At 59.7% G+C, this 22,350-nt stretch carries 24 protein-coding genes; 15 read left to right on the top strand and 9 right to left on the bottom strand.

Translation table 11 applies throughout. The features are described from left to right. Positions 1-211: 211 nt before the first annotated feature. Complete coding sequence (locus IVA80_RS06065) at positions 212-496, top strand: hypothetical protein (RefSeq protein WP_247426622.1); 285 nt, start codon at positions 212-214, stop codon at positions 494-496. A 32-nt stretch (positions 497-528) separates the two neighbouring features. On the opposite strand, the gene IVA80_RS06060 is transcribed toward IVA80_RS06065, so the two are convergent. After that, complete coding sequence (locus IVA80_RS06060; RefSeq protein ID WP_247426620.1) at positions 529-894, bottom strand: VanZ family protein; 366 nt, start codon at positions 892-894, stop codon at positions 529-531. Positions 895-1,071: 177 nt separating this feature from the next. Between IVA80_RS06060 and IVA80_RS06055 the strand changes: the two genes are divergently transcribed. Together IVA80_RS06055 and IVA80_RS06050 are read left to right on the top strand one after the other, a co-directional pair. After that, complete coding sequence (locus IVA80_RS06055; RefSeq protein WP_247426618.1) at positions 1,072-1,446, top strand: hypothetical protein; 375 nt, start codon at positions 1,072-1,074, stop codon at positions 1,444-1,446. A 363-nt stretch (positions 1,447-1,809) separates the two neighbouring features. Further along, entirely contained in the window at positions 1,810-2,088 is a 279-nt protein-coding gene (locus tag IVA80_RS06050) for a hypothetical protein (protein ID WP_247426615.1), read from the top strand. Positions 2,089-2,206: 118 nt separating this feature from the next. On the opposite strand, the gene IVA80_RS06045 is transcribed toward IVA80_RS06050, so the two are convergent. Continuing rightward, complete coding sequence (locus IVA80_RS06045) at positions 2,207-2,644, bottom strand: hypothetical protein (RefSeq protein ID WP_247426613.1); 438 nt, start codon at positions 2,642-2,644, stop codon at positions 2,207-2,209. Positions 2,645-2,873: 229 nt separating this feature from the next. On the opposite strand from IVA80_RS06045, the gene IVA80_RS06040 reads away from it, so the two are divergent. Beyond that, on the top strand, positions 2,874-3,143 hold the full coding sequence (locus IVA80_RS06040; RefSeq protein ID WP_247426612.1) for a hypothetical protein: 270 nt from the start codon (positions 2,874-2,876) through the stop codon (positions 3,141-3,143). 11 nt (positions 3,144-3,154) lie between these two features. Here the strand turns inward: IVA80_RS06040 and IVA80_RS06035 are convergent, their stop codons facing one another. Then, positions 3,155-4,315 (bottom strand): hypothetical protein, encoded by a 1,161-nt coding sequence (locus tag IVA80_RS06035; RefSeq protein ID WP_247426611.1) that lies wholly within the window; start codon positions 4,313-4,315, stop codon positions 3,155-3,157. A 719-nt stretch (positions 4,316-5,034) separates the two neighbouring features. Continuing rightward, on the bottom strand, positions 5,035-5,427 hold the full coding sequence (locus IVA80_RS06030; RefSeq protein WP_247426607.1) for a hypothetical protein: 393 nt from the start codon (positions 5,425-5,427) through the stop codon (positions 5,035-5,037). A gap of 159 nt (positions 5,428-5,586) precedes the next feature. On the opposite strand from IVA80_RS06030, the gene IVA80_RS06025 reads away from it, so the two are divergent. Further along, positions 5,587-6,054: a hypothetical protein gene (locus IVA80_RS06025; RefSeq protein WP_247426604.1), complete on the top strand. Its 468-nt coding sequence runs from the start codon at positions 5,587-5,589 to the stop codon at positions 6,052-6,054. A 14-nt stretch (positions 6,055-6,068) separates the two neighbouring features. On the opposite strand, the gene IVA80_RS06020 is transcribed toward IVA80_RS06025, so the two are convergent. After that, entirely contained in the window at positions 6,069-6,788 is a 720-nt protein-coding gene (locus tag IVA80_RS06020) for a hypothetical protein (protein ID WP_247426601.1), read from the bottom strand. A 5-nt stretch (positions 6,789-6,793) separates the two neighbouring features. Beyond that, entirely contained in the window at positions 6,794-7,528 is a 735-nt protein-coding gene (locus tag IVA80_RS06015; protein ID WP_247426599.1) for a metallophosphoesterase family protein, read from the bottom strand. Positions 7,529-7,720: 192 nt separating this feature from the next. Here IVA80_RS06015 and IVA80_RS06010 point away from each other — a divergent pair, with 192 nt between their 5' ends. Continuing rightward, positions 7,721-8,344 carry a transglutaminase-like cysteine peptidase gene (locus tag IVA80_RS06010; RefSeq protein ID WP_247426596.1) on the top strand — a complete coding sequence of 208 codons (624 nt, stop codon included), beginning with the start codon at positions 7,721-7,723 and terminating at the stop codon, positions 8,342-8,344. Positions 8,345-8,355: 11 nt separating this feature from the next. On the opposite strand, the gene IVA80_RS06005 is transcribed toward IVA80_RS06010, so the two are convergent. The 3 genes from IVA80_RS06005 to IVA80_RS05995 all read right to left on the bottom strand — a co-directional run bounded on the left by IVA80_RS06005 (position 8,356) and on the right by IVA80_RS05995 (position 10,671). Beyond that, entirely contained in the window at positions 8,356-9,624 is a 1,269-nt protein-coding gene (locus IVA80_RS06005; RefSeq protein WP_247426593.1) for a hypothetical protein, read from the bottom strand. A 160-nt stretch (positions 9,625-9,784) separates the two neighbouring features. Further along, complete coding sequence (locus tag IVA80_RS06000; protein WP_247426590.1) at positions 9,785-10,060, bottom strand: hypothetical protein; 276 nt, start codon at positions 10,058-10,060, stop codon at positions 9,785-9,787. A gap of 74 nt (positions 10,061-10,134) precedes the next feature. Next, positions 10,135-10,671, bottom strand: coding sequence for a hypothetical protein (locus IVA80_RS05995; protein WP_247426586.1), 537 nt, complete (start codon positions 10,669-10,671; stop codon positions 10,135-10,137). 274 nt (positions 10,672-10,945) lie between these two features. Between IVA80_RS05995 and IVA80_RS05990 the strand changes: the two genes are divergently transcribed. The 9 genes from IVA80_RS05990 to IVA80_RS05950 all read left to right on the top strand — a co-directional run bounded on the left by IVA80_RS05990 (position 10,946) and on the right by IVA80_RS05950 (position 22,347). Beyond that, positions 10,946-12,148 carry a polysaccharide biosynthesis/export family protein gene (locus IVA80_RS05990; RefSeq protein ID WP_247426583.1) on the top strand — a complete coding sequence of 401 codons (1,203 nt, stop codon included), beginning with the start codon at positions 10,946-10,948 and terminating at the stop codon, positions 12,146-12,148. 161 nt (positions 12,149-12,309) lie between these two features. After that, positions 12,310-12,891, top strand: a complete 582-nt coding sequence (locus IVA80_RS05985) for a hypothetical protein (RefSeq protein WP_247426579.1) — start codon at positions 12,310-12,312, stop codon at positions 12,889-12,891. A gap of 30 nt (positions 12,892-12,921) precedes the next feature. Then, complete coding sequence (locus tag IVA80_RS05980; RefSeq protein WP_247426576.1) at positions 12,922-14,325, top strand: O-antigen ligase family protein; 1,404 nt, start codon at positions 12,922-12,924, stop codon at positions 14,323-14,325. Between the two features lie 132 nt (positions 14,326-14,457). Beyond that, entirely contained in the window at positions 14,458-15,072 is a 615-nt protein-coding gene (locus IVA80_RS05975; RefSeq protein WP_247426573.1) for a hypothetical protein, read from the top strand. A 264-nt stretch (positions 15,073-15,336) separates the two neighbouring features. Continuing rightward, complete coding sequence (locus tag IVA80_RS05970) at positions 15,337-17,589, top strand: polysaccharide biosynthesis tyrosine autokinase (RefSeq protein WP_247426570.1); 2,253 nt, start codon at positions 15,337-15,339, stop codon at positions 17,587-17,589. A gap of 5 nt (positions 17,590-17,594) precedes the next feature. Then, on the top strand, positions 17,595-18,362 hold the full coding sequence (locus IVA80_RS05965) for a hypothetical protein (protein ID WP_247426567.1): 768 nt from the start codon (positions 17,595-17,597) through the stop codon (positions 18,360-18,362). Positions 18,363-18,817: 455 nt separating this feature from the next. Further along, positions 18,818-20,248: a lipopolysaccharide biosynthesis protein gene (locus tag IVA80_RS05960; protein WP_247426563.1), complete on the top strand. Its 1,431-nt coding sequence runs from the start codon at positions 18,818-18,820 to the stop codon at positions 20,246-20,248. A gap of 36 nt (positions 20,249-20,284) precedes the next feature. Next, complete coding sequence (locus tag IVA80_RS05955) at positions 20,285-21,115, top strand: glycosyltransferase family 2 protein (protein WP_247426560.1); 831 nt, start codon at positions 20,285-20,287, stop codon at positions 21,113-21,115. After that, positions 21,112-22,347 carry a hypothetical protein gene (locus IVA80_RS05950; RefSeq protein WP_247426557.1) on the top strand — a complete coding sequence of 412 codons (1,236 nt, stop codon included), beginning with the start codon at positions 21,112-21,114 and terminating at the stop codon, positions 22,345-22,347. Before IVA80_RS05955 ends, IVA80_RS05950 begins: the two co-directional genes overlap by 4 nt. The last annotated feature ends 3 nt before the right edge of the window (positions 22,348-22,350 follow it).

Below are 22,350 nucleotides of genomic sequence, written 5' to 3'. Positions count from 1 at the left end.
GGCCGGTTATTGAGCAACGGTGGATCGATCAGGTGAGCATGGAGCGATCTTCGCTGTATGCAACCCGCCGGTGGCCTCGGCACACTTGTCGTTCTTCGTCTTAGCCCTGCGTTGACTCTGTCGTTGCGAAACCGTCGGCAACCGCATCGCGGCAACCGTACCTTTAAGCACCAAAAATAAGTTGATGCTCCTGTAAAGGACGGACTGAAACATGCCACAGATCTGGATGACTTATGACGAACTCGCGACGCTTAGTGGCTGCACGCCTGCAGAAGCCAGAATGCGGGCCATCCATTTGTCGCTCGACCGTCGCAAAAGTCGCGATGGCGCAACCCGCGTTAAACTCGATCTGGCGCTGACGGCCAAATTCTTCGCCTCTGTCCGCGAGGCCGATTTTGATCTGGATAGCGCCATCGAGGCGCTCCAGGTGACGCATCTCCAGATGGCAGAACTCCTGACGCCGGATGAGTTCCGCAGGAGGCACGGGTCGGCTTAAATTTCCCCGCACGTATGCCTGCCCCGCCGACTTCAGGACGGGGGTCTGGGCAAGAAGGCCAAGATCGTCTGGGCGAGGATCACACCGACGGTGCCACCTGCCGCTTTCTGCAGCACATCCAGGAAGCCGGGATCACGATCGGGTATGAGCGCCTGCAGGAGCTCCAACCCCATCGCGACAGCCACGACAAATGAGCAGGCCAAAGCGATCCGTCCGGGCAGGAGGAAGGACAGAAGAAAGCCCAACAGCCCATAGGCGCTGAAGCGCTCGATCACGACGACCCAATAGGCCTCGTGATGCCCCGCCAGCGCCGGCCTCCCCGCAAGCCTTGCCAAGGTGGCGTAGACGATCAGGGCGAGGCAGATTCCCGCAGCTGCGAAGAGGTGATTTCGGCGCATCGCCCAGCATAGCCGGCCGAGGGGCGTTTCGCTTCGAAAGACAAGAATATCGTTAAAGTACTCGCTGCTCGCGCACGGTCACCTCGATGACGATCTGGCGCGCGGAGACTTTCGTGCCCATGACGGTGCGGCGAAGCGTTTCGATCAAGCCTGCACTGGTTGAGGGACTTTTGCTTCTTGAACCTGCATGGCGAAATGCTCGCCGTCATTGCGAAATCGCTCGCCGATCGCCGCAGCACGGGATCGCGTGCTGGGCCCGAGCGCAGGGCGGATGCTGCCGTTCTCTCACGTGACGACCAATCTTCAGGCAATACGTTGCACAAACTTCATCTTCGTCTGACAAAACTTTCAGCGGCGTCGATCTTGATGTCGTCACAACGACGAGATGAAATACTTCGGGAGGGACGTTCCGAAAAACGTGGGAACATTCCAAATGGCGGCAGTCTTGGTTTTGGCTTCGATTTTTGCGGCTGGCTTTTGCTGCGGTTACGGTGTGCGGGCGTGGCGCTCCCGCAAGCGATCAGCGCGATACCGTCTCTATGCGCCCTATAGTCCGGCCTCAATGGGAGCCGGCCGAAGCCAGCGTCCATCGTGATGGCAAGGATCGGCGCGATCGACAGATTGATCCTGTCTTGATCTCGATCACAGCGGCGCCGGAATAAACCATCTGCGGTTAGGTTAACTTGTCGCTGTCCTTGTGAGCATTGGGGCCGTGGCTTAGAAGCCTGGCGGTTTGATTGCGAGAGTTTAGCCGCCGCGATTTTGCGGGGCCGCGTGGGTAAGCGTAGATGGCGTATGTGATTACATTGCTGGGCACGACAATTTGCGTCCTGCTTCTGACTGCTTTTGCTTGTACCTATGGCCGGCGGCTGAAAGATCTTCCAGGTCCCTGGATCATCAGTGAGGGCCGTCGCAATGATTGATCAGAGGCGCAATGCGCCGCGCAGGTATTTTGTCGATCAACAAGGGCGGCGTGTCCTGATCGGCCTCTCGCTGGACGAGACGGCGGAATTTGAAGAGCTGGACCTTCCATCGATGAATGCTCATCCAGTGGTCGAACATGATGTGAGCGGAGGGACCGTTGCAGCCGGCGAAATCCGATGGCTTGAGCTTTATTCCAAGCACGAAGGGGCCTGGCGGGTGTGGATGGCGCAGAGCCGGGCAGAGCAGACGGAAAATTCAGGCTACGTCTGACCGTTGGTAGCGGCTTGGAAGGCGTGGGATGGCCAATCTTCCAGCTGTTCCTGAGGGCGCGCGCACATCTTTTCAGACCCCGCCAGGTGGCATTGGGTCACTTCCTCCAGCATCCAGGCTAGTCGTTGCCGCCGGTGCCTGTTCCGGGCGAGCCGATCGGCTGGCCATTTGGAGCATGGCCCACCCCGGCATTGCGACGGGCTTGAGCCTGTGCGGGTGTTTCGTTGGCGCTCCCGGTGGTCTGGTTAGGCTGGGCGTTCGGGAGTTGCCGCGTGCCCGCTCCGGGCTGTGACGAAGTATCGCCCGTTTGCGTCGCCTGATCGGCCGTGCCCATGCCGGGCGTCGACATCTGCGAAGAGGTGCCGACGGCCGTGTTGCCCGAACTCGCACCAGTGCCGGTGCCTGCGCCTGCCGAGGAGGAAGACGACGATGCACTTCCCGCGGCACCCGAGCCGCCTCCACCGCTGCCTCCACCGCCGCCACCGCCCTGGGCCCAGACCGAAACCGGCCCCAACGCGACAGCGGCTATCAGGAACAATGCTACCTTGTTTGACATGGTCGTTTCCTTTCGCGCGTGTAATCGAATTGTAATCGACAGGCGCAACGACAGTTCCGGGGATCAACAGAGAAGGCCCTCAATCGATGCAAGGCCGTCCGGAGGGAATTGGTGATACGGGGCACTCAAAGGAGAATGGGGCATCGCTTGCGCGGCTTTACGCTTGGCGCCTCGATGCTTTTTGGTATGGTTCCCCAAGAGAGGCCTTGGATCGGCAAAGGAGCGAAGAGTGCCCGCCAGAAATGCGCAGACATTGATCGGATTTGCATTTGTATTGACGCTCGCCGCGCCCGCGACGGCTTCAGCCATAACTGCTGAGGTGGCCCGTACCTGCGACGCAGCGGTGGCCAAGGCCTTTCCGCCAAAACAGATCGGCAACCCGGCCGCCGGCAGCAGCAAGGGAACGGCCAAGGACCAGCGCGACTACTTCAAGAAGTGCGTCGCGAATAACGGCAAGGTTGACGACGCGCCAGCCGATGCGGCCAACGGCAGCAAATAGCTGCTCTGTGACTAGCGTCGCGGCGGGCAGGGCGAGTAGAACGCGCCGTTCGTGGCATTGATGCGTTCCACGCACTGATTGGGATCTGTGACCATTCCGGCCACACTGAAGTCATAGCCCATACCCTTGACCACCACGACGTAGCGGCCGGGCGTAAGCGTAAAGCCGTCCTGTTCCGGCTGGAGCAACAACATTCTCGGTTGATCCTCCACGGGGCCCACTTTGTAGGGGAAGGACATGCTGCGAATGACCCAGGAATCGCCGGCACTGACCATCGCCGCTTTCCCGGTTGCGTCGACGCCCATCGCCCGCGAGACTTTTGCCACCACCCGAACTTCGGTCCCATTCATTTCGATGCCGCCGTCAGGCCTGAAGACGATAAATCTAACATCTCCGCTGGTCAGTGTGGTCGCACTCGGCGTCGTGATCGCAGCCGAGATCGCGACCCGGCGATCCGGAATTTTTCCGGGGACCGATTTGAGCTCATGGAGCTGGCCGTCGCTTAACGCGTAAACGCCGAAGGTCGTCGGCAAGGGCATCGACGGTTGCGTTTGTGGAGGCGCTTCCTTTTGGCCGTCCGGAAGCCGCTCGGCTGTCTCGCTTTCAGACCGGCTGGGAGCGGCAGTCGCTTGAGGCCGCACATCACCGATGGAGCGCTGCGACGGCGTTGCGATCGGCCACAGCGCGGTGAATTGCGCCTTCATTCGTGGCCAAGAAACGAGGGCTGCCCCGGTACCCGTAATGAGCAAGAGGATCGCGCTCAAACGGATGAGGCTATTGAAGGCGCCGTTTCGCTTGGGCCCACCCGGCGGTCGAGACGGCGCGACAGCACGGCGTGGTGGTTCTGCCGCCTTCGGGATGGCTGGAGGCAAAGGAATGCTAAGCGGCACAGCATCGGAAACGCCGGCCGGCGTGACATTTGGCGGCGAGAGCGCAGCGTTGAGCCCGCAGGACCGTTCGACCTCTCGGATCGCCTGTTCCAGGATCTGCTGGAGTTCGCGAGATTCTCGCACATCCGCATGCGTGAATTGTTCTAAGAGCTTGACCCGGGCCAGCTCATAAACCATCTCCCGCATCTGCGTGGGGTTGTCTGCGATCTCGTTGATCCGAGCAGACAGCAGGCGTACGAAGTCGGCCTTGATCGCTTCTGCCTTGGGGGCGTTGTCGGTCATTAAGGCCGATCAAGTAACGCGGACAGCGCCGTTTCGCTAGCATTTTGTATCAATCCGCCTCCGGCTGCGTTTCCGCAGACGATGAATTCGCTATGGTGCGCCAAGATGCTTGCTTTTGGCCCAAAACCTGTGACATTTCGGCTAGCTTCCTCTTCCGGTATTTGACCATGCGCCGTCTCCCACTAGCCCTTAGCCTTCTGGCCTTGCTCCTGCAGCCTGCCTTCGCACAGGGTGTGAAGGACCCGTCCAACTTGACCAGCTCCAGCATCTTGACCACCAACAAGACGCACACGACACAGAGCGCGTCACGACCCACGGCTGTCCGGAATTTGGCTCCGGGGACCCTCCGCGCCGGTACGGCTGCACAGGGGGTTTGGAGGGATGGCAAGCTCGTTGCGGTGCCGAGGTAATCGCCTCATGGAACTGTGAAGGAACGCTCGCTGCCTTCCGGCGTTCCCGGTTGGGAGACATCGCATGAAAAGCTTAGCGTTGATTGCAGTCGCACTCGTGGCGCCTTCGGGCGTTTGGGCCCAAGGGACCAATGATCCCTCGACGCCCAATCGCAACGTGATCATCGTGAATCCGTCGCAACCGTCGCAGCCGACGGCCACCCGGAACATCCCCAGCCAAATCCAGGCGCCGCCCGTCAGCGGTGGGCGCGCCCGACCATATTACGGGAGCAGGACTCGGGGCAGCGGATCAAGCCGGAGATAGTGCCTTTACTGGATGTTCGGTGTCATCCCTCCGCCGATTGGGAAGTTGCTGGATTTGAGCGTCATTCCGCTGACGCGAAAACGAACGTTGCCGGCCAAATACAGATAGTCGGACGTCGTGTTGCCGACCGTCCGCACCTCGACATAGGTTAGCGTGATCGAACCCACGCTCGGGGCCACCTGGGTGATGTCGACAAACCGGGCTCCCGGGAAAAGCTTTTGGTCGAGGCCATAGAAGATCTTCTCACGCTCGGACCAGAGAACGAAGTGACCACCGGCCTTCTGATCGACTGCTTCGTATTGAGTATGGATGACTTGCGGGTATTCGATCTGGCCTGCCGTTGCAGACTGAGTCCCAAACCAGATCACCAGAACCAGGAAAGCAACCTTGCGGAGCACGGGCTAACATCCTCGCGAGCTAAAGCATAAATCTTGCCCGCGAATTGGCTTTCTTGCAATCGGCAAGGGTATAACAAGGGTACAGACTGAAGAGGAAGAGATAACGGACTTCCGGCCAGCCAATGGTCGTCCTTATGTCCTGTCTTTGGAGCCATCAGTATGCGACCGGTTCGGCGTGACCACTCGCTAGCCTACACAAGGCGGTTTGCGGCGCTGTCTCGAGCCGTCACCATTACCGGCGGGCTCGCCCTTTGTCTGGCCTATTCGCCCTCCTGCCTTGCTCAAACAGAGCCGGAGCCCTCGCTCAATGACTACCTTCCGCCAAGCGAACCCGAACTGACGCGTGACGAGTGGCGGCAGCGAATCGAAAATGCAAGGCGGCGGGGCAAGGAGGTCGCGCGAGAGCGGCGCGAACACCCCGAATCCTATATGCCGTTTCCGGAAGATCCGGAGATCGTCGCAACCGAACGTGTTCTCAATGATGACAGTCTGCAGCGAGGCGACATCATCGCGACCAAGAAGGGCATGTTCATCTACCAGGGGCGATCGGATCAACCGCGCCGCGAACAGGACTTTGTACCGATCGCCCCAAAAGCTGTCCACGGCAAGCCAAGCCCCGGAGGCTAGAGCGCGCCCGAACGTCAGTAGCGCCGCAAAATCTCATTGAACTTGGGATCGGTCACCTGCGTGGCCTCCAGAAGCAGCGACTTGCCTTGCGGCGTCGCCTGCACGTAGGCCGCGATCAGGAGCGGCTCGTATCGCGAGCGATGAGCAAGCGCCGAGCGGATGTCCGATTGCGCAAGGAGCTTGATCTCTTCGTCGGTTGCGGCCGCGCTCGATGTCACGGTTTGGACCCGTGAGAAGGCAACGGCGATCGGGACGGCCCCGGCCAAGTAAGACACCTTCAACGCAGGCGTTATCGGCTCGCCGGATTGAACTTTCAGCGTGCCGAGCGTGAGCCATAGCGCGGGGCGGATGGGCGATACTTTCAAGGCGGCAACCACAGCGTCTTGGGCCGCCTTGTTCTCGGTCGCTCTGCCGTTCGCATTGGCCGAGGGATGGTGAAGAATGTCCGCGGCTTTCGCTGCCGCGTAGTTCGCACGCAAGTCGCCATCGAACGAAAAGGCCGCCAGAACACCTGAGGTAGCTACATTGGCCTTGTCGGGCGGAATCTCGCCCAGGAATAAATCGCTCGCCCGAAAGTTCGGCCGGCTGAGATCGCCGTAAAACCCCAATCCTGCATGAAGCAGCAAGACCACTGCGATGCAGAAGCCGACGACGCGAAGCAAAATTATGCGGTTCATAATTGAACTCGAAATACTCAGGTGCGGCGGACCCGAGTCGGGCCGACAGCTCTGCAAAAGCCCTAAATCGCGAGCAGACTATCGCCCTGGATCGTAAGCAGCGTCAAGTTGCCGGTCGCGTAAGCGCCGGTGTCGATGTTGATCCGGTTTGAGCGAATATCTGGAGCGCTGACCGGGGTATGACCATGGACGACATATTTGCCGAAGCGTCTCTCGGACTCGAGGAATTCCTCGCGTATCCAGAGCAGATCCTCCTCCTTCTGACGCTCGAGGGCTACGCCTGGCTTGACGCCGGCGTGAACAAAAAAGAAGTCGCCGCACACGAAGGAGGAGGGAAGTTGCTGAAGAAATGAGAGATGCTCCGGCGGAAGCGCGCGCCTCAACCTTTCGATCAACTCAATCTGCTCCTCGCCCGTCGGATTCATCGTCGGGTTAATCCCGTAGGAAACAAGCGTCAGCAGGCCTCCATAATGGCGCCATTCCTGCAGGCGTGCCGGATCCTTGAGGACCTCGAGCAGGAAGACCTCGTGGTTGCCCTTGAGGCAAACCGTCTCGTGCGACTTCGAGCGCGCGATCAGGAGATCAAGCACGGCGCGTGAGTCCGGGCCCCGGTCGACATAGTCGCCAAGAAACACCTGGATAGCTCGTTCGGGAGCAGATCGAGCAAGGTCGGCGTCGATGACGGTTAAGAGGGACTGAAGCAAGTCGGCGCGTCCATGCACATCGCCGATGGCATAGATCCTCACGCCGTCGGGAAGCCGAGGCTTGATCTTACGAAAGCGCTTGGAAAGGCCCATCAGGTCGGTCGAATCGCGTCTGGCGTCATGAACGGACGTTGTGATCGCTCATAGCAGAACAAGTTACGCATCGGTATTCTTAATTGTTTCTGACGGACTCGCGGCTGTTTTGATTAAAGGATCGCTTGGCCTTTGAGCCGTATTTCAAGACGTCTCGCGTAGGGTTTCCCCAACAAAAACGGGGAGCGCGACATGCGCAAAGTTGTAAAGTTCCTGGCGATTGCCGCCGCTCTGTTTGCTGGGGGTCAGCACAGCGCCGAGGCCGCCTTTGTTGGTGCGCCGATGGGGCTGCGCGGCGCCATGCAATACATCAAGTTCGACCAGCCGACGCTGGCGCCGATGGCGTTTACGATCTTTTGCCTGAAGTACAAGGACGAGTGTAAGCCGCGACCGCAGCAAATCGTGTTCAGGGGCGGTCGTCTGAAGCTCACGGCGGAGCGTATGGCCCAGCTTCAGGAGATCAATCATCGGGTCAATATTGCGATCCGACCGGAGCCCAACCTGGAAGGGCTGCGCGGGGAGAAGTGGCTGCTGCATCCCACGAGCGGCGACTGCAACGATTACGCCGTGACAAAACGCCACGATCTGATCGCCAAGGGCTTCCCGGCGCGTTCGTTGTTGCTCAGCGAGGTCGTGACGACCTGGGGTGAGCATCATCTCGTGGTCGTGGTGCGCACGTTCTCCGGCGATCTCGTGCTGGACAGCCTCACCGGACATATCCTGCCCTGGTCGAAGAAGTCCTATCGCTGGGTCCGCATCCAGATGCCCAAGAATCCGAACTACTGGGCTTCGCTCGGCGGCGATCGCGACGCCTGATGACCGGCGCTCTATCGTGAGGACTGGCTGACGCTCTGCGACAATCCCAGCCCCAAGATCACTGAAAGACACAGGATTGCTGCCGGGCGCAGCAATCCTGTACCTGCAAAGCTCTGGATCAGCGCAAAGAGAAGGCAGGCCGCCGCCGCCGCAGGGAAGAACGAGTCGCGACCGCGCTGCAGAGCGCCGAAGGACAAGCGCATCACAGCGATCACGCTCACCATCACCGCGGCGGAGAGGCCGATCCATCCCATATCGGCGAAGATGGCTGTGGCCGCCGACGGCGCCAATAGAGCCGCACCGGCATCGCTCTGATAGATCCTGCCAACGGCCGAAAAGGTCCCCGCGCCCGCACCGAACCATCGTGTGTCGGCCAACATTCGTTCAAGCGCGGCTCTCGTTTCAGCCCCCATATCCGCGACAAGCCGCAAGAGGATGGGTCCGGAACTCTTCTCGAAGAGGAAGGTCAGGACAATCGTAGCTCCGATCAATGCGGCTACCGACAGTGCGCCGGCAGCCAACGGCGACAAGTCAAGCCTACGGATGACAAGGATCAGCAGGATCAGCACAAGGCCAAAGGCCGCGGCGATCGCGCTGTTCGTGCCGGACAAGCCAAAGATAGCAAGAGCGCTTGCCAGAGCGCCCACAAGACCGCAAAGGCCGATCGCAATCGAGCGAACGACTGAATGACGCGTTTCGGCCCGCTCCGCAGCCAACTGCATGACGGCTAAATTCAGCATGATCCCGAGGCCGGCAAAGGTTGTCGCCAGGTCGGACGCGGCGGCGCCCATAAGTCCCGGCGAGAGCCAATGCAGATCCAAAGCCAGGGCGCAGACCGTTGCTAGGCCGCTCAGGACAAAAAGAACTAGCTCGGCGCGGCCGCGGTCGCGGACCACCACGATCGTAACGCCGACAAGAGAGAGAGCAGCAAGCGCCAAGAACAGCGCGTTCAACGTCAAGCCGATATCGGCCGTGACCGGCCCAAATGGCAGGCCGCCCAGGGCCTCGTGAGTACTCGCCCAGATCGGATGCGCCCAGTTCAGCCAGAGCGGCGCCAGCTGGGCTGCGATACAAAGCGGAATGGCAATCAGACCCCAGTGGCCCCACGATGTGGCGCGCAGATAGTGCTCGTAGTCGGCCTTTCGTGCACTAAAGGCTGCTGCCAATAGGCTCAGCGCCGCAGCCATCATCCCGAGCTGCGCGCCGAATTTGGCGCCGGCAATTTCGAGAACTGAAGCGGAAACAATAGCGACGATGAGGGCAAAATAGGCGAGGGACAAACAGCGCGCTCGAAGGAATCCTGAACCGGTCAGGTCACCATACAAGCCGCCGATCGGTTTTCAAACAGAGCTGTGCGGTCAACGAACGGAAAGCCTCACACGCTACGAAGCTTTGCCTTGCGGGTTCTCAGGCGAACTCTTGAATCTCCCGCCGAACAGGTCAGCGAAGGGTGTTGACCGGCCGACCAAACATGCGGGCGGCACGAGCGGCGGCATGGCCAAAGCGTGCGGCCGAGCCGAAGAGATAACCGGCCTGGAGAGCCATGGCGGCGAGCACCAGGTTCTTCAGACCTTCAAGGAAGCTGACATCGGCCATCAATCCAACCGGAATGGCGGCGAGCACCATGACCAAGGTTAGCGGCAAGAGCACAAAGACTCGAAAGCGTTGGCCCAGCACAGCGCCTGTGAGAAAGCTGAATATCAAAAGCTCGGTCATCCGAAACACTCCGTGCTCCGGACCTTAGGTTCCGTCCCCTGAAAAGAGCCTTAACTTGTATGGCTAAATTCTGCCTATTGGCCGCAATTTGCCAGCAGCGAATGATAGGCTTCCCTGAGGCCGTGAAGGGTAACCATGCCCTTGATTTCAGTGCCACTTTCCTTGACGACGAGAGATAGCGAGGGCGTGGTCTGCCACTTTCCACCCGCGAAGGCGGCGACCTCGTCGGGCAACAGAACGGCAGCGCCGGCGGCGGCCATGCTGGCGTCAAATGTCTGGGTGCCTCCGCCGCTCGAGGTGATCGTCACCTGGGGGTGGCTCCGGGGTGGGAAGGGCCGGATCACGGCCACCAGTACGTCGATCTTGCCCTTGGGCGCGCAGCGGACGATCAGGCCGGCAAAGTCCGGGTCCGATTGGGCGGTGTCCGCCGTTTTCGTAATGGCGGCGAAGCTCTCACCCTCTTTTCCGCCTTGGGTCCGGGTGTATTTCCAGATCGAAGCGGACGATGCCACCTGAATGGAGCGGGCTTCCGACGGGCCAGAACCGATCCCCACTCCTGCTCCGCCGAGCAGCCATCCTGTCAGTGCGAGCGAAACAAGCGGTAACAGCAACGCCGGAGCTCCTCATTGAGATACCCGGAGCAATAGCAGAGCCTGGTGGGGTTGAGAACGCCTCGCCCTTCGGTTGAGCGTATGCCTACCGATCGGGCACACGAATTACAACAAACAGTCACAAAGGGTTAGTTGGGTTCCGAAGTAGTGGCGCGAGCGCAACACTGGCGGACTCATTGCGTCGTTAACCATCGGTTTCGGCCTGGGAACCCTTGTCGCGTCGCCCGCTAGCCCGTACCACTTTGAGGTAATTTGGGACGATCGGGGCGCGTTGATGCATTCCTTTGCTAAGACCTATGGATTGAAACCGGCATTTTTGGCCGTGGCTTTGGCGCTCGGCGCGTGTTCGACCAATCCCGGCTCAGGACCGTTAACCGACGACGTTAACAACCACATTCAGACGGACAGCGCCCCGGCCTACGAGCTCGTGCCGCTCAACCCGGCCACGGTGAAGATCCTGCACACCCATGAGCCCAAGGGGCTGGCGGGAGCGTTCACGGACAAGCGGCCTCCGGCCAGCATCGTATTCGGAATCGGTGACGTGGTCAGCGTCACCATCTTCGAAGCGGCGGCGGGCGGTCTGTTCATCCCGGCGGAAGCCGGCGTGCGGCCCGGTAACTTCGTCACGATTCCCGATCAGGCGGTCGACAATGACGGCTTCATCACGGTGCCCTATGCCGGCCAGGTCAAGGCAGCGGGCCTCACGGCGGTCCAAATCCAGCGCTCCATCGTTGAAAAAATCGCCAACCGCGCCATCGAGCCGCAGGTCGTGGTTGCGATGTCGTCGCAGCGGACCCAGCTCATCAGCGTGCTCGGCGAGGTCAACTCGCCGGCGCGTTATCCGGCGAGCGCCGCGGGTGCGAAGGACAAGGTGCTCGATGCAATTACTCGCGCCGGCGGCATCAAGGGCCAGGGCTTCGAGACCTGGGTCATGCTCGAGCGTGCCGGCAAGCGCGCTACCGTGCCGTTCGAAAACCTGGTCATGAGCCCGGAGAACAACATCTATGTTCGTCCGGACGACAGCATCTACGTCTACCGCGAGCAGCAGAAGTTCCTGGCGTTCGGTGCCAGCGGACAGAGCGGCGAGTTCAACTTCGATGCCTGGCGCATCAACCTTGGCGAAGCGGTCGGCAAGGCGGGCGGCCTTCTGGACGCCCAGGCGGATCCGGCAGCCGTGTTCCTGTATCGCCGCGAGCCGCGTGAGGTCGCAGCCCAGCTCGGCATCGACGTCAGCAAGTACACCTCCGAGACCGTCCCGGTCATCTTCAACGTGAACTTCCGCGATCCGGGTGGCTTCTTCCTCGCGACCAAGGTCATGATGAAGAACGGCGACGTCCTGTATGTCTCGAACTCGCGCAACGTTGAAGTTGCCAAGTTCCTTACCTACCTGCGTGTGATCATGGCGACCGGCAGCGATGCCGTGAATCTCTCGAACGACGCGCTGATCTTCCGCAACAACATCAAGTTGGCGCCGTAAGGCGGAGCCAGCCTGATCTACCGAAACCGATGGCACCGGGGCTTTGTCCCGGTGCCATTTTGTTGTTTAGCGATCCAATCGGTACTGTCGGGCTATGGATCAAGGCACTACCGAGCAAGGCGCGCCGGTCATCGGTCACCCCGCAGTGTCGCGAGGGCTTCATGCGCTTTAGACGGCTAGCATTCTGGCCATTTCTCGTTCTTGTCATCGCTGGCCCCGCTCTGCTTGGTGAAGCTTCTGGCGCAGTTGGAGAGCTCGGAGTACGCCACCGGATCGATGTGGTGGTCTCAGCCGAGCCCGATGCGCCGATGTTCCAGCGCCTCCGCGGTGCCAAGGGCGAAGTTTCATTCACCGTCCGATTGTCGGCGAACGCCAGGGAGAGCCGCTTCTTCGGGATGCTGCATCCATCCTTCCCGGATCTTGTTGTCCCTGACGGACCAGACAAGTCGCTGGTCCAGCAGACCAAGCTGTGGGAGGAGGAGGTCTGCCATCAGCGGCGCGGCTTGCCGAAGGTGACGGTCACCCGGGTTGACGGCCATTTTGGCGAGGGGGAGGGGCGGGTCGAGATCAGCGGCATCAACCGCCATATCGGCCTTCTGGTGCCGCCCGATGAATTAACGCCGGGAATAAAACTCGAGCCGGGCAGTGATAGCCTGGGGACATTCTATGCATTTCGGGCGCAGACCCGGAACAGCCGCCTTAACGTGGATCTGAAGATCTATCCGATCGATTGCTTCTTCTAGAAGCTAGAGCAAAGGCCGGCCTGAACGACGATGCGCCTTCGGCTTCCCAATATCAGCTGGTCGTGGAGCCTGCCCGCCACGTTCATCCTGTTCTTCGTGGTGGCGGGCGCGCCGTTTCCGTTCGGCTCGACCAACGACCTTGCGATCGCGTTCTGGTGCCTGTGCCTCGGCGCGGCATTGATCTTCGCGCCGACGCGCGACTTGCGAAAGCCGCATATGTGGATGATCGCCGGCATCGGCGTCATCGTCGCCGCCTACGCTCTTGTGCTGCACGAACAGCTGTCCGACCAGCCCTGGGTCGCGCCGTTCCAGCCGATCTGGCAGCAGGCCGCGGATCTGCTGGGGATGCCGATCGCGCCATCCGCGTCGATCGTCAAGAACGAGGCATTCTTCGCGCTGGGGGCGCCGCTCGCCAACATTCTCGCGATCCTGCTCGGGATCACCATCGGTGCCGACCGCGAGCGCGCGCGCCGCATGCTGTGGGTTATTGCCATCTCGGGCGCGGCTTACGCGCTCTACGGCGTGCTCTCGTTCCTGATCGAGCCCACCATGATTCTGTGGCGGGACAAGACGGCGTATCTCGGCAGCGTCACCGGCACCTTCATCAACCGCAACACGGCGGCGGCTTATTTCGGCTCCTGCGCGGTGATCTGGATGCTGTTGATCCTCGAGGATGTCCGCCGCCGGCTGCCTGAGCGGCACATCCGGTGGCGGCGCCTGTGGCGCGACGTCGGCGAGATCCCGCCGCGCGACGTGCTGCCTCAGCTCGCGGCGCTGCTGGTGTGCCTGATGGCGATGTTTATGACCGGCTCGCGCGCCGGCGTCGGCCTTTCGCTGCTCGCGATGATCGTCTCGTTCACGCTGGTCCTGCGAAAAGACCTGCCGCCGCGCACCGGCATCTGGATCTCGCTCGGTGCGGGCCTCGCGGTCGCGCTCGGCCTGTTGCAGCTGCTGGGCGGGCGGGTCTCCAGCCGTTTCGACAGCCAGGGCCTGGTCGACGAGGGGCGCGTGGAGGCCTGGAAGTCGACGCTTCGGATCATCGCCGACAACCCCTGGTTCGGCACCGGGATGGGCACCTTCCAATGGGCTTTCCCGCCGTACCGCAGCCCCAGCATCTCGATTCGCGGCATCTGGGATGCCGCGCATTCGACGCCGCTGGAGTTTGCCTCCGAGGTGGGCATTCCGATGGCGCTTCTGGTGGCGCTGGCCTGGGCCATCATGCTCATGATTCTGGCGAGAGGCGTGTTCGGCCGGCGGCGGGACGCCATCATCCCGCTCGCGGCGGCGGCGACCGCGACGCTGTCGCTGCTGCATTCGTGCCTCGATTTCACGCTCCAGGTGCCGGGCTACAGCATTCCATTCTTTGCGCTTTTCGGAGCCGGCCTGGCGCAATCGTTCCGCACCCGTGAGGTTCACAAAAGTGTCTATATTTGAAGCAGTTGTGCCGTTTACGAAGTCTTTAGAATAAGTGGACGGGCCGCAACTCATAGGTTAGGTTCCGCAGCGTACAGCCATTTGCCCGCGGTGCCAGGCGGGCAAAACCGGGCTTTTTTTTGGAGGTTAATTATGGGCGTTATCAAGTTTGCGCTTCGCGTGGCTGCAGCCGCGGCGCTCGCCGCGACGATTTCGAGCGCCGCCAGCGCAGCCGTGTATCCGCCGCAGCGTCAGCTGCCGGCGCAGGTCATTGCGGATTTCAAGACGACGCCGGGCATCCTGTTTCAGCAATATCCGGGTGGTCCGCAGCTGATCTCGCGCGTGCGCGACCTCGGCGCGTCCGACCCCACCACGGTGCCGGCGCTGATCGGGCTGCTCAAGGACCCCGCGACGAGCAAGGACCAGATCCGCGCGATCACGGCCGGCCTCGCCCAGCTCGCCCGCATGGCGGCGCAGAGCGACCAGGCCTTCGCCAATGAAATCCAGGCCGCGATTGCCGGCACCGGCAATCCTGACGTGATCGCCGCCTACCAGGCCGCGACCGGCGACGTCCAGATCGCCGCGACCGGCGGCGGCGCGGGCGGCGGCGGCTCCGGCGCGGGCGGCCCGACCGGAGCTGGCAGCTTTGCCAACGGCGGACAGGGCGGGACCCTCGGCACCTTCGGCGGCCTGCACTATGCAAACACGATAACGCCCAACGCGAGCGCCGGTGTCAGCGGCACCACCAACAGCGTCAGCCCGCGCTGACAGGGCGGGCCTCACGGCCGCCTCATGCAACCTTTCGACAGCGGCGCCATCGGGCGCCGCTTTGCTTTTGTGCCGTTAAGCTTTTCGCAAGATCCTGAGCTGGCGACACGGTGCGCTGCATCAACAACGTTCAATTGCAGCCGGCATTGTGCTAGGCTTCCGCTTGGCGTGGGCTTTGCAGATCCGGTTCGTTTCGAAACGCCGCGGGGGCTGTTGGCAGACTTCCAGCTTTTAGAAACATCGATCCATTTCAGGAATTGCTAGATGTTGCAGGTGAACAAGCCGACCTCGGAGATCAACCGTGATTTCGCCGAGGCTGACGGTTCTCCGTCGCAGACGCTGACCTCTTATCTCAACATCATCCGCCGCCAGTTCCCGACCATGGTCGCGATTGTGTCGGCCTGCGTGATCCTGGCGCTGCTCTATCTCTTCACCGCCGCGCCGCTGTTCACCTCGACCGCCTCGATGGTGATCGACACCCGCAAGGTGCAGCTGTTCCAGCAGCAATCGATGCTTGGCGACGTCGCAATAGATTCGGCGACGGTGGAGACCCAGGTCGAGATCCTGAAATCAGAGAACATCAGTCTCGCCGTGATCCGCGATCAGCACCTGACCGATGATCCCGAATTCACCGGCGGCGGTGGTGGACTGCTCGGCTCGGTGATCGGCGCCGTTGCTAGCCTGTTTTCCGATGGGCACGCTTCGTCCGAGTTCGAACTGACGCGCAAAGCGCTGGAGCGATTCGAGAAGAACCGCACGATCAAGCGCCTCGGCCTCACCTATGTGATGGAGATCGGCTACACCTCGCGCGACCCTGTTAAAGCGGCGCGCGTCGCCAACGCTATCGCCGACACCTACATCGTCGACCAGCTTGAGGCGAAGTACCAAGCCACCCGCCGCGCGAGCGTCTGGCTGCAGGACCGCATCAAGGAGCTCCGCACACAGGCCTCCGCCGCGCAAAGAGCGGTGGTCGACTTCAAAACTGCCAACAACATCGTCGATACCGGCGGTCGCCTGATGAACGAGCAGCAGCTTGCCGAGGTGAACAGTCAGCTCATCATGGCTCATGCGGCCACCGCCGAAGCCAAGGCGCGGATGGACCGCATCAACGACATCCTCAAGCAGGAGATTCCGGACGCCAGCGTCGCTGATGCGCTGAAGAACGACACTATCGTTAAGTTGCGCGGCCAATATGTCGACATGGCCTCCAAGGAATCGATCTGGTCGATGAAATACGGCTCGGATCACTTGGCCGCGGTCAATCTTCGCCGTCAGATGGCCGAGATCAAGAAGAACATCGTAGATGAGCTGAAGCGAATCCAGGAATCGTACAAGAGCGATTACGATATCGCGTTAACCCGCGAGGAGAGCATTAAATCTAGCCTCAGCAACGTCGTCTCGGAATCGCAGCTCACCAACCAGGCGCAGGTGCAGCTGCGCGAGCTCGAGAGCAACGCGCAGTCCTATCAGGCGATGTACGACAATTTCCTCCAGCGCTACATGGAGAGCGTGCAGCAGCAGTCGTTCCCGATCACCGAGGCGCGCGTGATCAGCGCGGCGACCACGCCGCTGGTTAAGAGCTATCCGAAGACGCTGATTATCCTCGCCCTCAGCCTGCTGGGCGGTCTGATGCTCGCTTTCGGCGTGGCGATGGCGCGCGAGCTCACCGACAAAGTGTTCCGAACCACGGGGCAGGTCGAGGAGCAGCTCGGCGCGAACTGCATTGCGATACTGCCCGCGCTGGGCGCCGCGTCGGCCGCGACGCTGTCAAGTAAGCTTGGCCGGAAGAAGGGCAATCCCGAGCCGGACCTCTTGCGCTATGTCGTTGACAATCCCCTGTCGCGCTTCTCCGAGGCGGTGCGCTCGCTGAAGGTGGCGGTCGATCTCAATTCTGTCGTGCGCGAGAACCGCGTGCTGGCGGTGACCTCGACGCTACCGAACGAGGGCAAGAGCACGCTCTCGATCAACCTCGCGCAGCTGATGGCGCATTCGGGAGCCAAGGTGCTGCTGGTCGATTGCGACCTACGCAACCCCTCTCTGTCCCGCGCGTTGCGGCCGGATGCGAGCGTGGGGCTGATCGACCTCGTCGCGCAGAAGGTGCAGCTTCAGGATGCCATCAGCGTCGATCCGCAGACCGGGCTCGCGGTGCTGTCCGCCGGACCTACCTCGAAGCTCTTACACACAAACGAGATCCTTGCGTCCAAGGCGATGCACGCCGTAATCAGTTTGCTGCGCGGGAGATACGACTATGTTGTGCTCGACATGCCGCCGATGGCGCCCGTAGTCGACGTGCGCGTCACCTCGACCTTCGTGGACTCTTATGTGTTCGTGGTCGAGTGGGGCGCGACGAAGATAGATGTCATCAAGCACAATCTGCGCAGCGCGCCGGAGATTCAGAACAAGCTGCTCGGCGTGGTCCTGAACAAGGCCGACACAAGAGCGCTGGCGCGCTATGAATCTTACCACGGCCGCTACTACTACCAAAAGTATTATGCCCGCTACGGGTATGTTGAGTAGCGGGTATGTTGAGTAGCGATCAACCGAAACGGCGGATGTACTTACGCACCCTGCTGCTGCTGCTCGGTCTTGCCTGCCTGGTCTGGTCGTTGTTCGCATGGCCGTTATTCCGGTTAACGGGTCCGGTCCGCGACCTAGCTGCACGGATCATCGCTAACGAACATTTCAAGCCCGGCGTACTTCCAGATTGGCAAGTGCGCATGAACGGTGCGCTGCGCCCGGCCATCCTGCAGCCGGATTTCTCGCTAGCAGATGCGCTCATTGCGCTACGCGTAGCTGAAGAGGCCATGCAGCGGAAGAACTCGGAGGAGGCTGACCGCGAGATGGCATCGGCTGAGGTGAAGGTTAGAGCCGCGCTTTCCCTCAGTCCGACCAATTCCTTCCTGTGGTTGATGGCCTATTCTTTGGAAATATCGCGCAGTGGATTTCAGGCTAAGAGCCTCAGTTATCTCGATCAGTCGTATGCCACTGGTCCGCAAGAAGGCTGGATCGCGCTTCGCCGCAACAGGATAGCGCTTGCGATTTTCCCGGCGCTCGAGCACTCGACGCAAGACAGCGTGGTTGGGGAATTCTCCGGCATCGTCGATAGCGGCTTCATTGCAGAGGCTGCGGCCAATGTGACGGGTGTTGGCTGGGATCAGAGGGAGCGGCTGTTAGCAAATCTTGGGCGGGCGGATATAGCCTCGCGCGAAGCTTTCGCCAAGGTATTGGCTCGGGCTCGTGTCGATGTCAGCGTGCCCGGCGTTGCCTTAGATGAACGGTGGTTCCGATAATGGGAAGCACTTTCTTCGGGCTTCGCGGATTTGCGATTGCAGTTCTCGTTACTCTGCCGTCTGCATCAACGGTCTGGGGACAGACGCGCCCTCCGAACCGGTCGGGACTTACGCTTCAGGGGCCTGCCGAGCAGTCCGTCGATCCAGTTGTTCGCGATGCTCTCGGCCGCCCGTGCCTTGACATTGAGGCGGCTGCCGTTCCCCACGTCGTTGACCCGCAAATGCTAGATCATGTCGTTAGCATCAGAAACAAATGTCCGCGGGTCATCAAGGCTAAGGTCTGTTATTTCAATTCGCAGGCATGCAACGAACTAACGCTGCAGCCCTATAAGAGAGCCGATACTATTTTGGGGACAATGCGCGCAATGAAGTTCTTTCGCTACTCGATCCAGCAGAGATAACGCGTGTTGTCGCAAGGTGACCAACCCCGGATGAGTGCACTCCTGGACAGGCGTATGCTGGCAGGTGCAGCTACGTACGCTTATGCCAATAGAGCTGCATCGTTCATCATTTCGTTCAGTTTATTAGCTGTGATGGCACGGCTGCTTACGCCGCATGATTTCGGCTTGGTTGCGATGGTAACCACGTTCACCGGACTGCTCACGTCGCTGCGTGATTCTGGTCTTTCCTCAGCGGCTATACAATCCAAGGACCTTCCGCTGGCCGATAGAAACGCGCTCTTCTGGTACAACGCCGGCCTTTCAGTGTTGGCGTCGACAGTGGTGCTGCTCGCTGCTCCGCTTGTCAGCCAATTCTATCATGAAGATGATTTGAAACCTCTGTTGTATCTTTCTTCGTTCGGACTGCTTGCATCCGGAATCGGTTCGATACATGCCGCTATGCTGAGGCGGGACTTCAATCTGAGGGGCATCTTTTTCGCTGAGGTTGGTGGGTTAGCAATAGGGGGGCTTGTATCCATGCTGCTTGCGTACCTTACACGAAGCCCGCTGTCCGTCGTCATCGGAGGGGTCCTGCAAGCTATCGCAACCTCAGGAATCGCCATTCTGTTTGGACGCTGGGCGCCGAAGATCGATACCTCCGTCAGGTTGCGCCTTCACTATCTGCTCTTTGGCTTCAGAGTTAGTGCATATGCCGTTTTGAACTTTGTTACCAACAATATCGGGTCAGTTGCCGTGGGGTATCAGTCAGGTTCAGCCGCGATGGGGTCCTTCAATCGTGCCCAAAATCTGTACGGCATGCCTGTCTCGTTTGTTTTAAATCCATACCTTCAGGTACAATTTCCGCTTCTTTGCCGCGTTCGAGGAGATGTCGATCATACTCGAAAGATCTATGGCGACCTTCTCGTCCTCACCAGCACGTTGTTTGTTCCATTAGCAGTCCTGCTGCCCTTTCTAGCAGAACCAGCAACGACGCTAGTGCTTGGGCACCAGTGGACGACGGCGGGTCAGATACTCGCCTGGCTCTCTCCCTCGCTCGCTGCACTCGGACTGATGGGGCCATTTGGTCAGTTCATGATGAGCCAAGGAAGAGTGAAGGAACTCCAGTGGTGGGGCGTCGCTGATGTTGGTCTGCGAGGCGGGGGGGCTCTGATCGGCTCGTTCTTTGGGCCCGCGGCCGCAGCAGCTGGATTTTCAATCGCGACGCTGCTGATAGCCGTTCCGATCATTGTTTGGATAACTCAGCGCGACGGCATTTTCTGCTTCAAAGATTATGTTCGAGCTTGCTTTCCTGGCGTTCTAATTGCGTCGCTGGTCGGATTGACAGCGCTAGGTGTAAGCCGACTTGCGTCGGGAAACTCGTTTGGGCCTGTTGCAGAGGCTCTGATCGTCCTTTCTGCATCCCTTCTTCCCTGGATGGCGTTGGCTGCGGCTGTTCACCTCTCTCCGATTAAGCTTCGCTTTCTGCCTGACTATCAAAAAGGCTAAAGATACCTTCCAACACTAAACTCCAAAGAAATTACAATGGTCGGCACAAATCTTCCAAAGCTTGTTGTTTTAGTGACTTCCTTCAACCGCAAGGACGTCACGCTAGAATCGCTACGCGCGCTTCCGGCGGCGATCGACAATTCATTCAGCGCTCAGTTGGTGCTAGTCGATGATGGAACCGACGGTACGTTGGAGGCGGTACGCAACGAACACCCTGACGCCATATTGATAAAGGGATCGGGATCGCTTTTCTGGAACGGAGGTATGCGGCTGGCTTGGCAAAGTGCACTTGCGCTCAGCCCAGATTTCTTTCTTTGGCTGAACGACGACACCCTGCTGCGGCCTTCTGCGATTGCAGACCTGTTGAAGGAGTATCGACGCGCATCCAATCCCCGGACGATAGTAGTGGGGCGAACAGTCGACCCTCACACCCGTGCCGTATCCTACGGTGGACTCGTCAGATCGAGGATTGTTTCGCGACTCAATTTTCGGTTCTTGACCGAGCAGGAAACCGAATGCCACACGATGAACGGAAACTGTGTCCTCATTCCAGCCGTCGCGGCGAAGGAGATTGGAATCAATTCCGAAAAATATCGCCACGCTTTCGGGGATATAGATTATGGCCTGCGTGCCGAGCGATTAGGATATAAAATTACTGAGCTAAAAGAACCGGTCGCCCAGCAGGAGCCAAACCGAAAGTTCGAGGCCTCTATCGGCTCACTGACTTGGAGCAATTGGCGTTTTATCACCACAAACGCGAAGGGCATTCCTTGGCGGGAATGGTATAGGTTTTGCTATCAATTTGGTGGGCCACTCTGGCCACTTAATTTTGCAGTTAGATACCTCAAGATACTCCGGCTGCGATGAGCGTGCTGCTACCGTCAACGTTCCTGTTCGTCCTGCCCTTCATTCAGTTAGGCTATTCCTACTACGCCTCTGTCTCGACGGCGGCGGCGGCGTTGACTCTCTTTATAGCAGGGAGGTCCAATTATCGAACACTGTGGCAGCAAAACTTCGTGTTTCGTTCGATTGCCTGCCTGCTGATGATCGTTGCCACAGCATCATATGGCGGCGCGTCAGGTCAAGATGTGCTCAGAGCTGCGCGAGAGGCGGTTGCGTTCTTTCTTCTGACTGGATCTGCGCTGTGGTCGTTGCCTGTTTTCAACTCGCGAATATCAACGCGGGTTCTGCTCGCCATCTGGCTATTCGGTCTCGGCACGTTAGCGATGGTGATCATTCAGACAGTATATCTTCGATCGCACGCCTATTTCGGAATCCCGATGGAGCTTTTCTCCCAAAACACAAATACTCTGCCTGGAGAACTCGCTCTACTCTACTCGGATCTTCGCCCCAGCGGGACCTTCGCTGAGCCCTCCTATCTGGGTGGAGTCTGCTTATCGCTCATCTTCGCTATCAGTCCTCTTTTGAAGAAAAGGCGCTCGGTCCAGCTCCTAGTAGCGCTTCTTCTTGTGATCGTCGTCATTTCGAGATCGCTCTCAGGCATACTCTTCATATTCCTGTATCTTTCGATCTACATGAGAGGCACGCTGCGTTCGCCGGTGATATTCTATGGCTGCGTCGTCTCGCTGTTCAGCATCCTGCTAGCAGTCACGGTGACGGACAATCCGATTTCAGATCGCCTCTTGAATGGAGGCGACTATGACGTGTCGATCATGGGACGTATCTTCGGCCCACTGGAAGCAATCCCGAAGATACTTCCGCTGTATCCTCTTGGAATCCCGTTGGCTCCGTTCCAGGATATGGGCTATTCCTTCTCGCGTGACCTCACTGCGGGAGAAATGACGCACAACGGATTGTTCAATCTGATCATCAACTACGGCTTTGTCGGTTTTCTGCTGGCAGGCGTAGTTCTTTTCAGCTTTCGAAGCACCGAGGCGTTGGTCTACGTTCTGGCGCTTTCAATCCAGAACGGAGGTTTCTTAACCGTCGACAAGTTCGTCATCATCGCGCTCTCGATAATGCTACACAACTCACTTCGCGCATTGACCCTGCAAAGGAAGAGAGTTGATGTTTTACGCGAAGTCCGATCGTATCCATTAGGACGATCGACCGGTCCAGTTTCGTCGGGTCTCAAGTAGTGC

Source organism: Bradyrhizobium sp. 139, assembly GCF_023074175.1.
Classification (GTDB): domain Bacteria; phylum Pseudomonadota; class Alphaproteobacteria; order Rhizobiales; family Xanthobacteraceae; genus Bradyrhizobium.
This window is presented reverse-complemented; position numbering and strand designations above follow the sequence as displayed.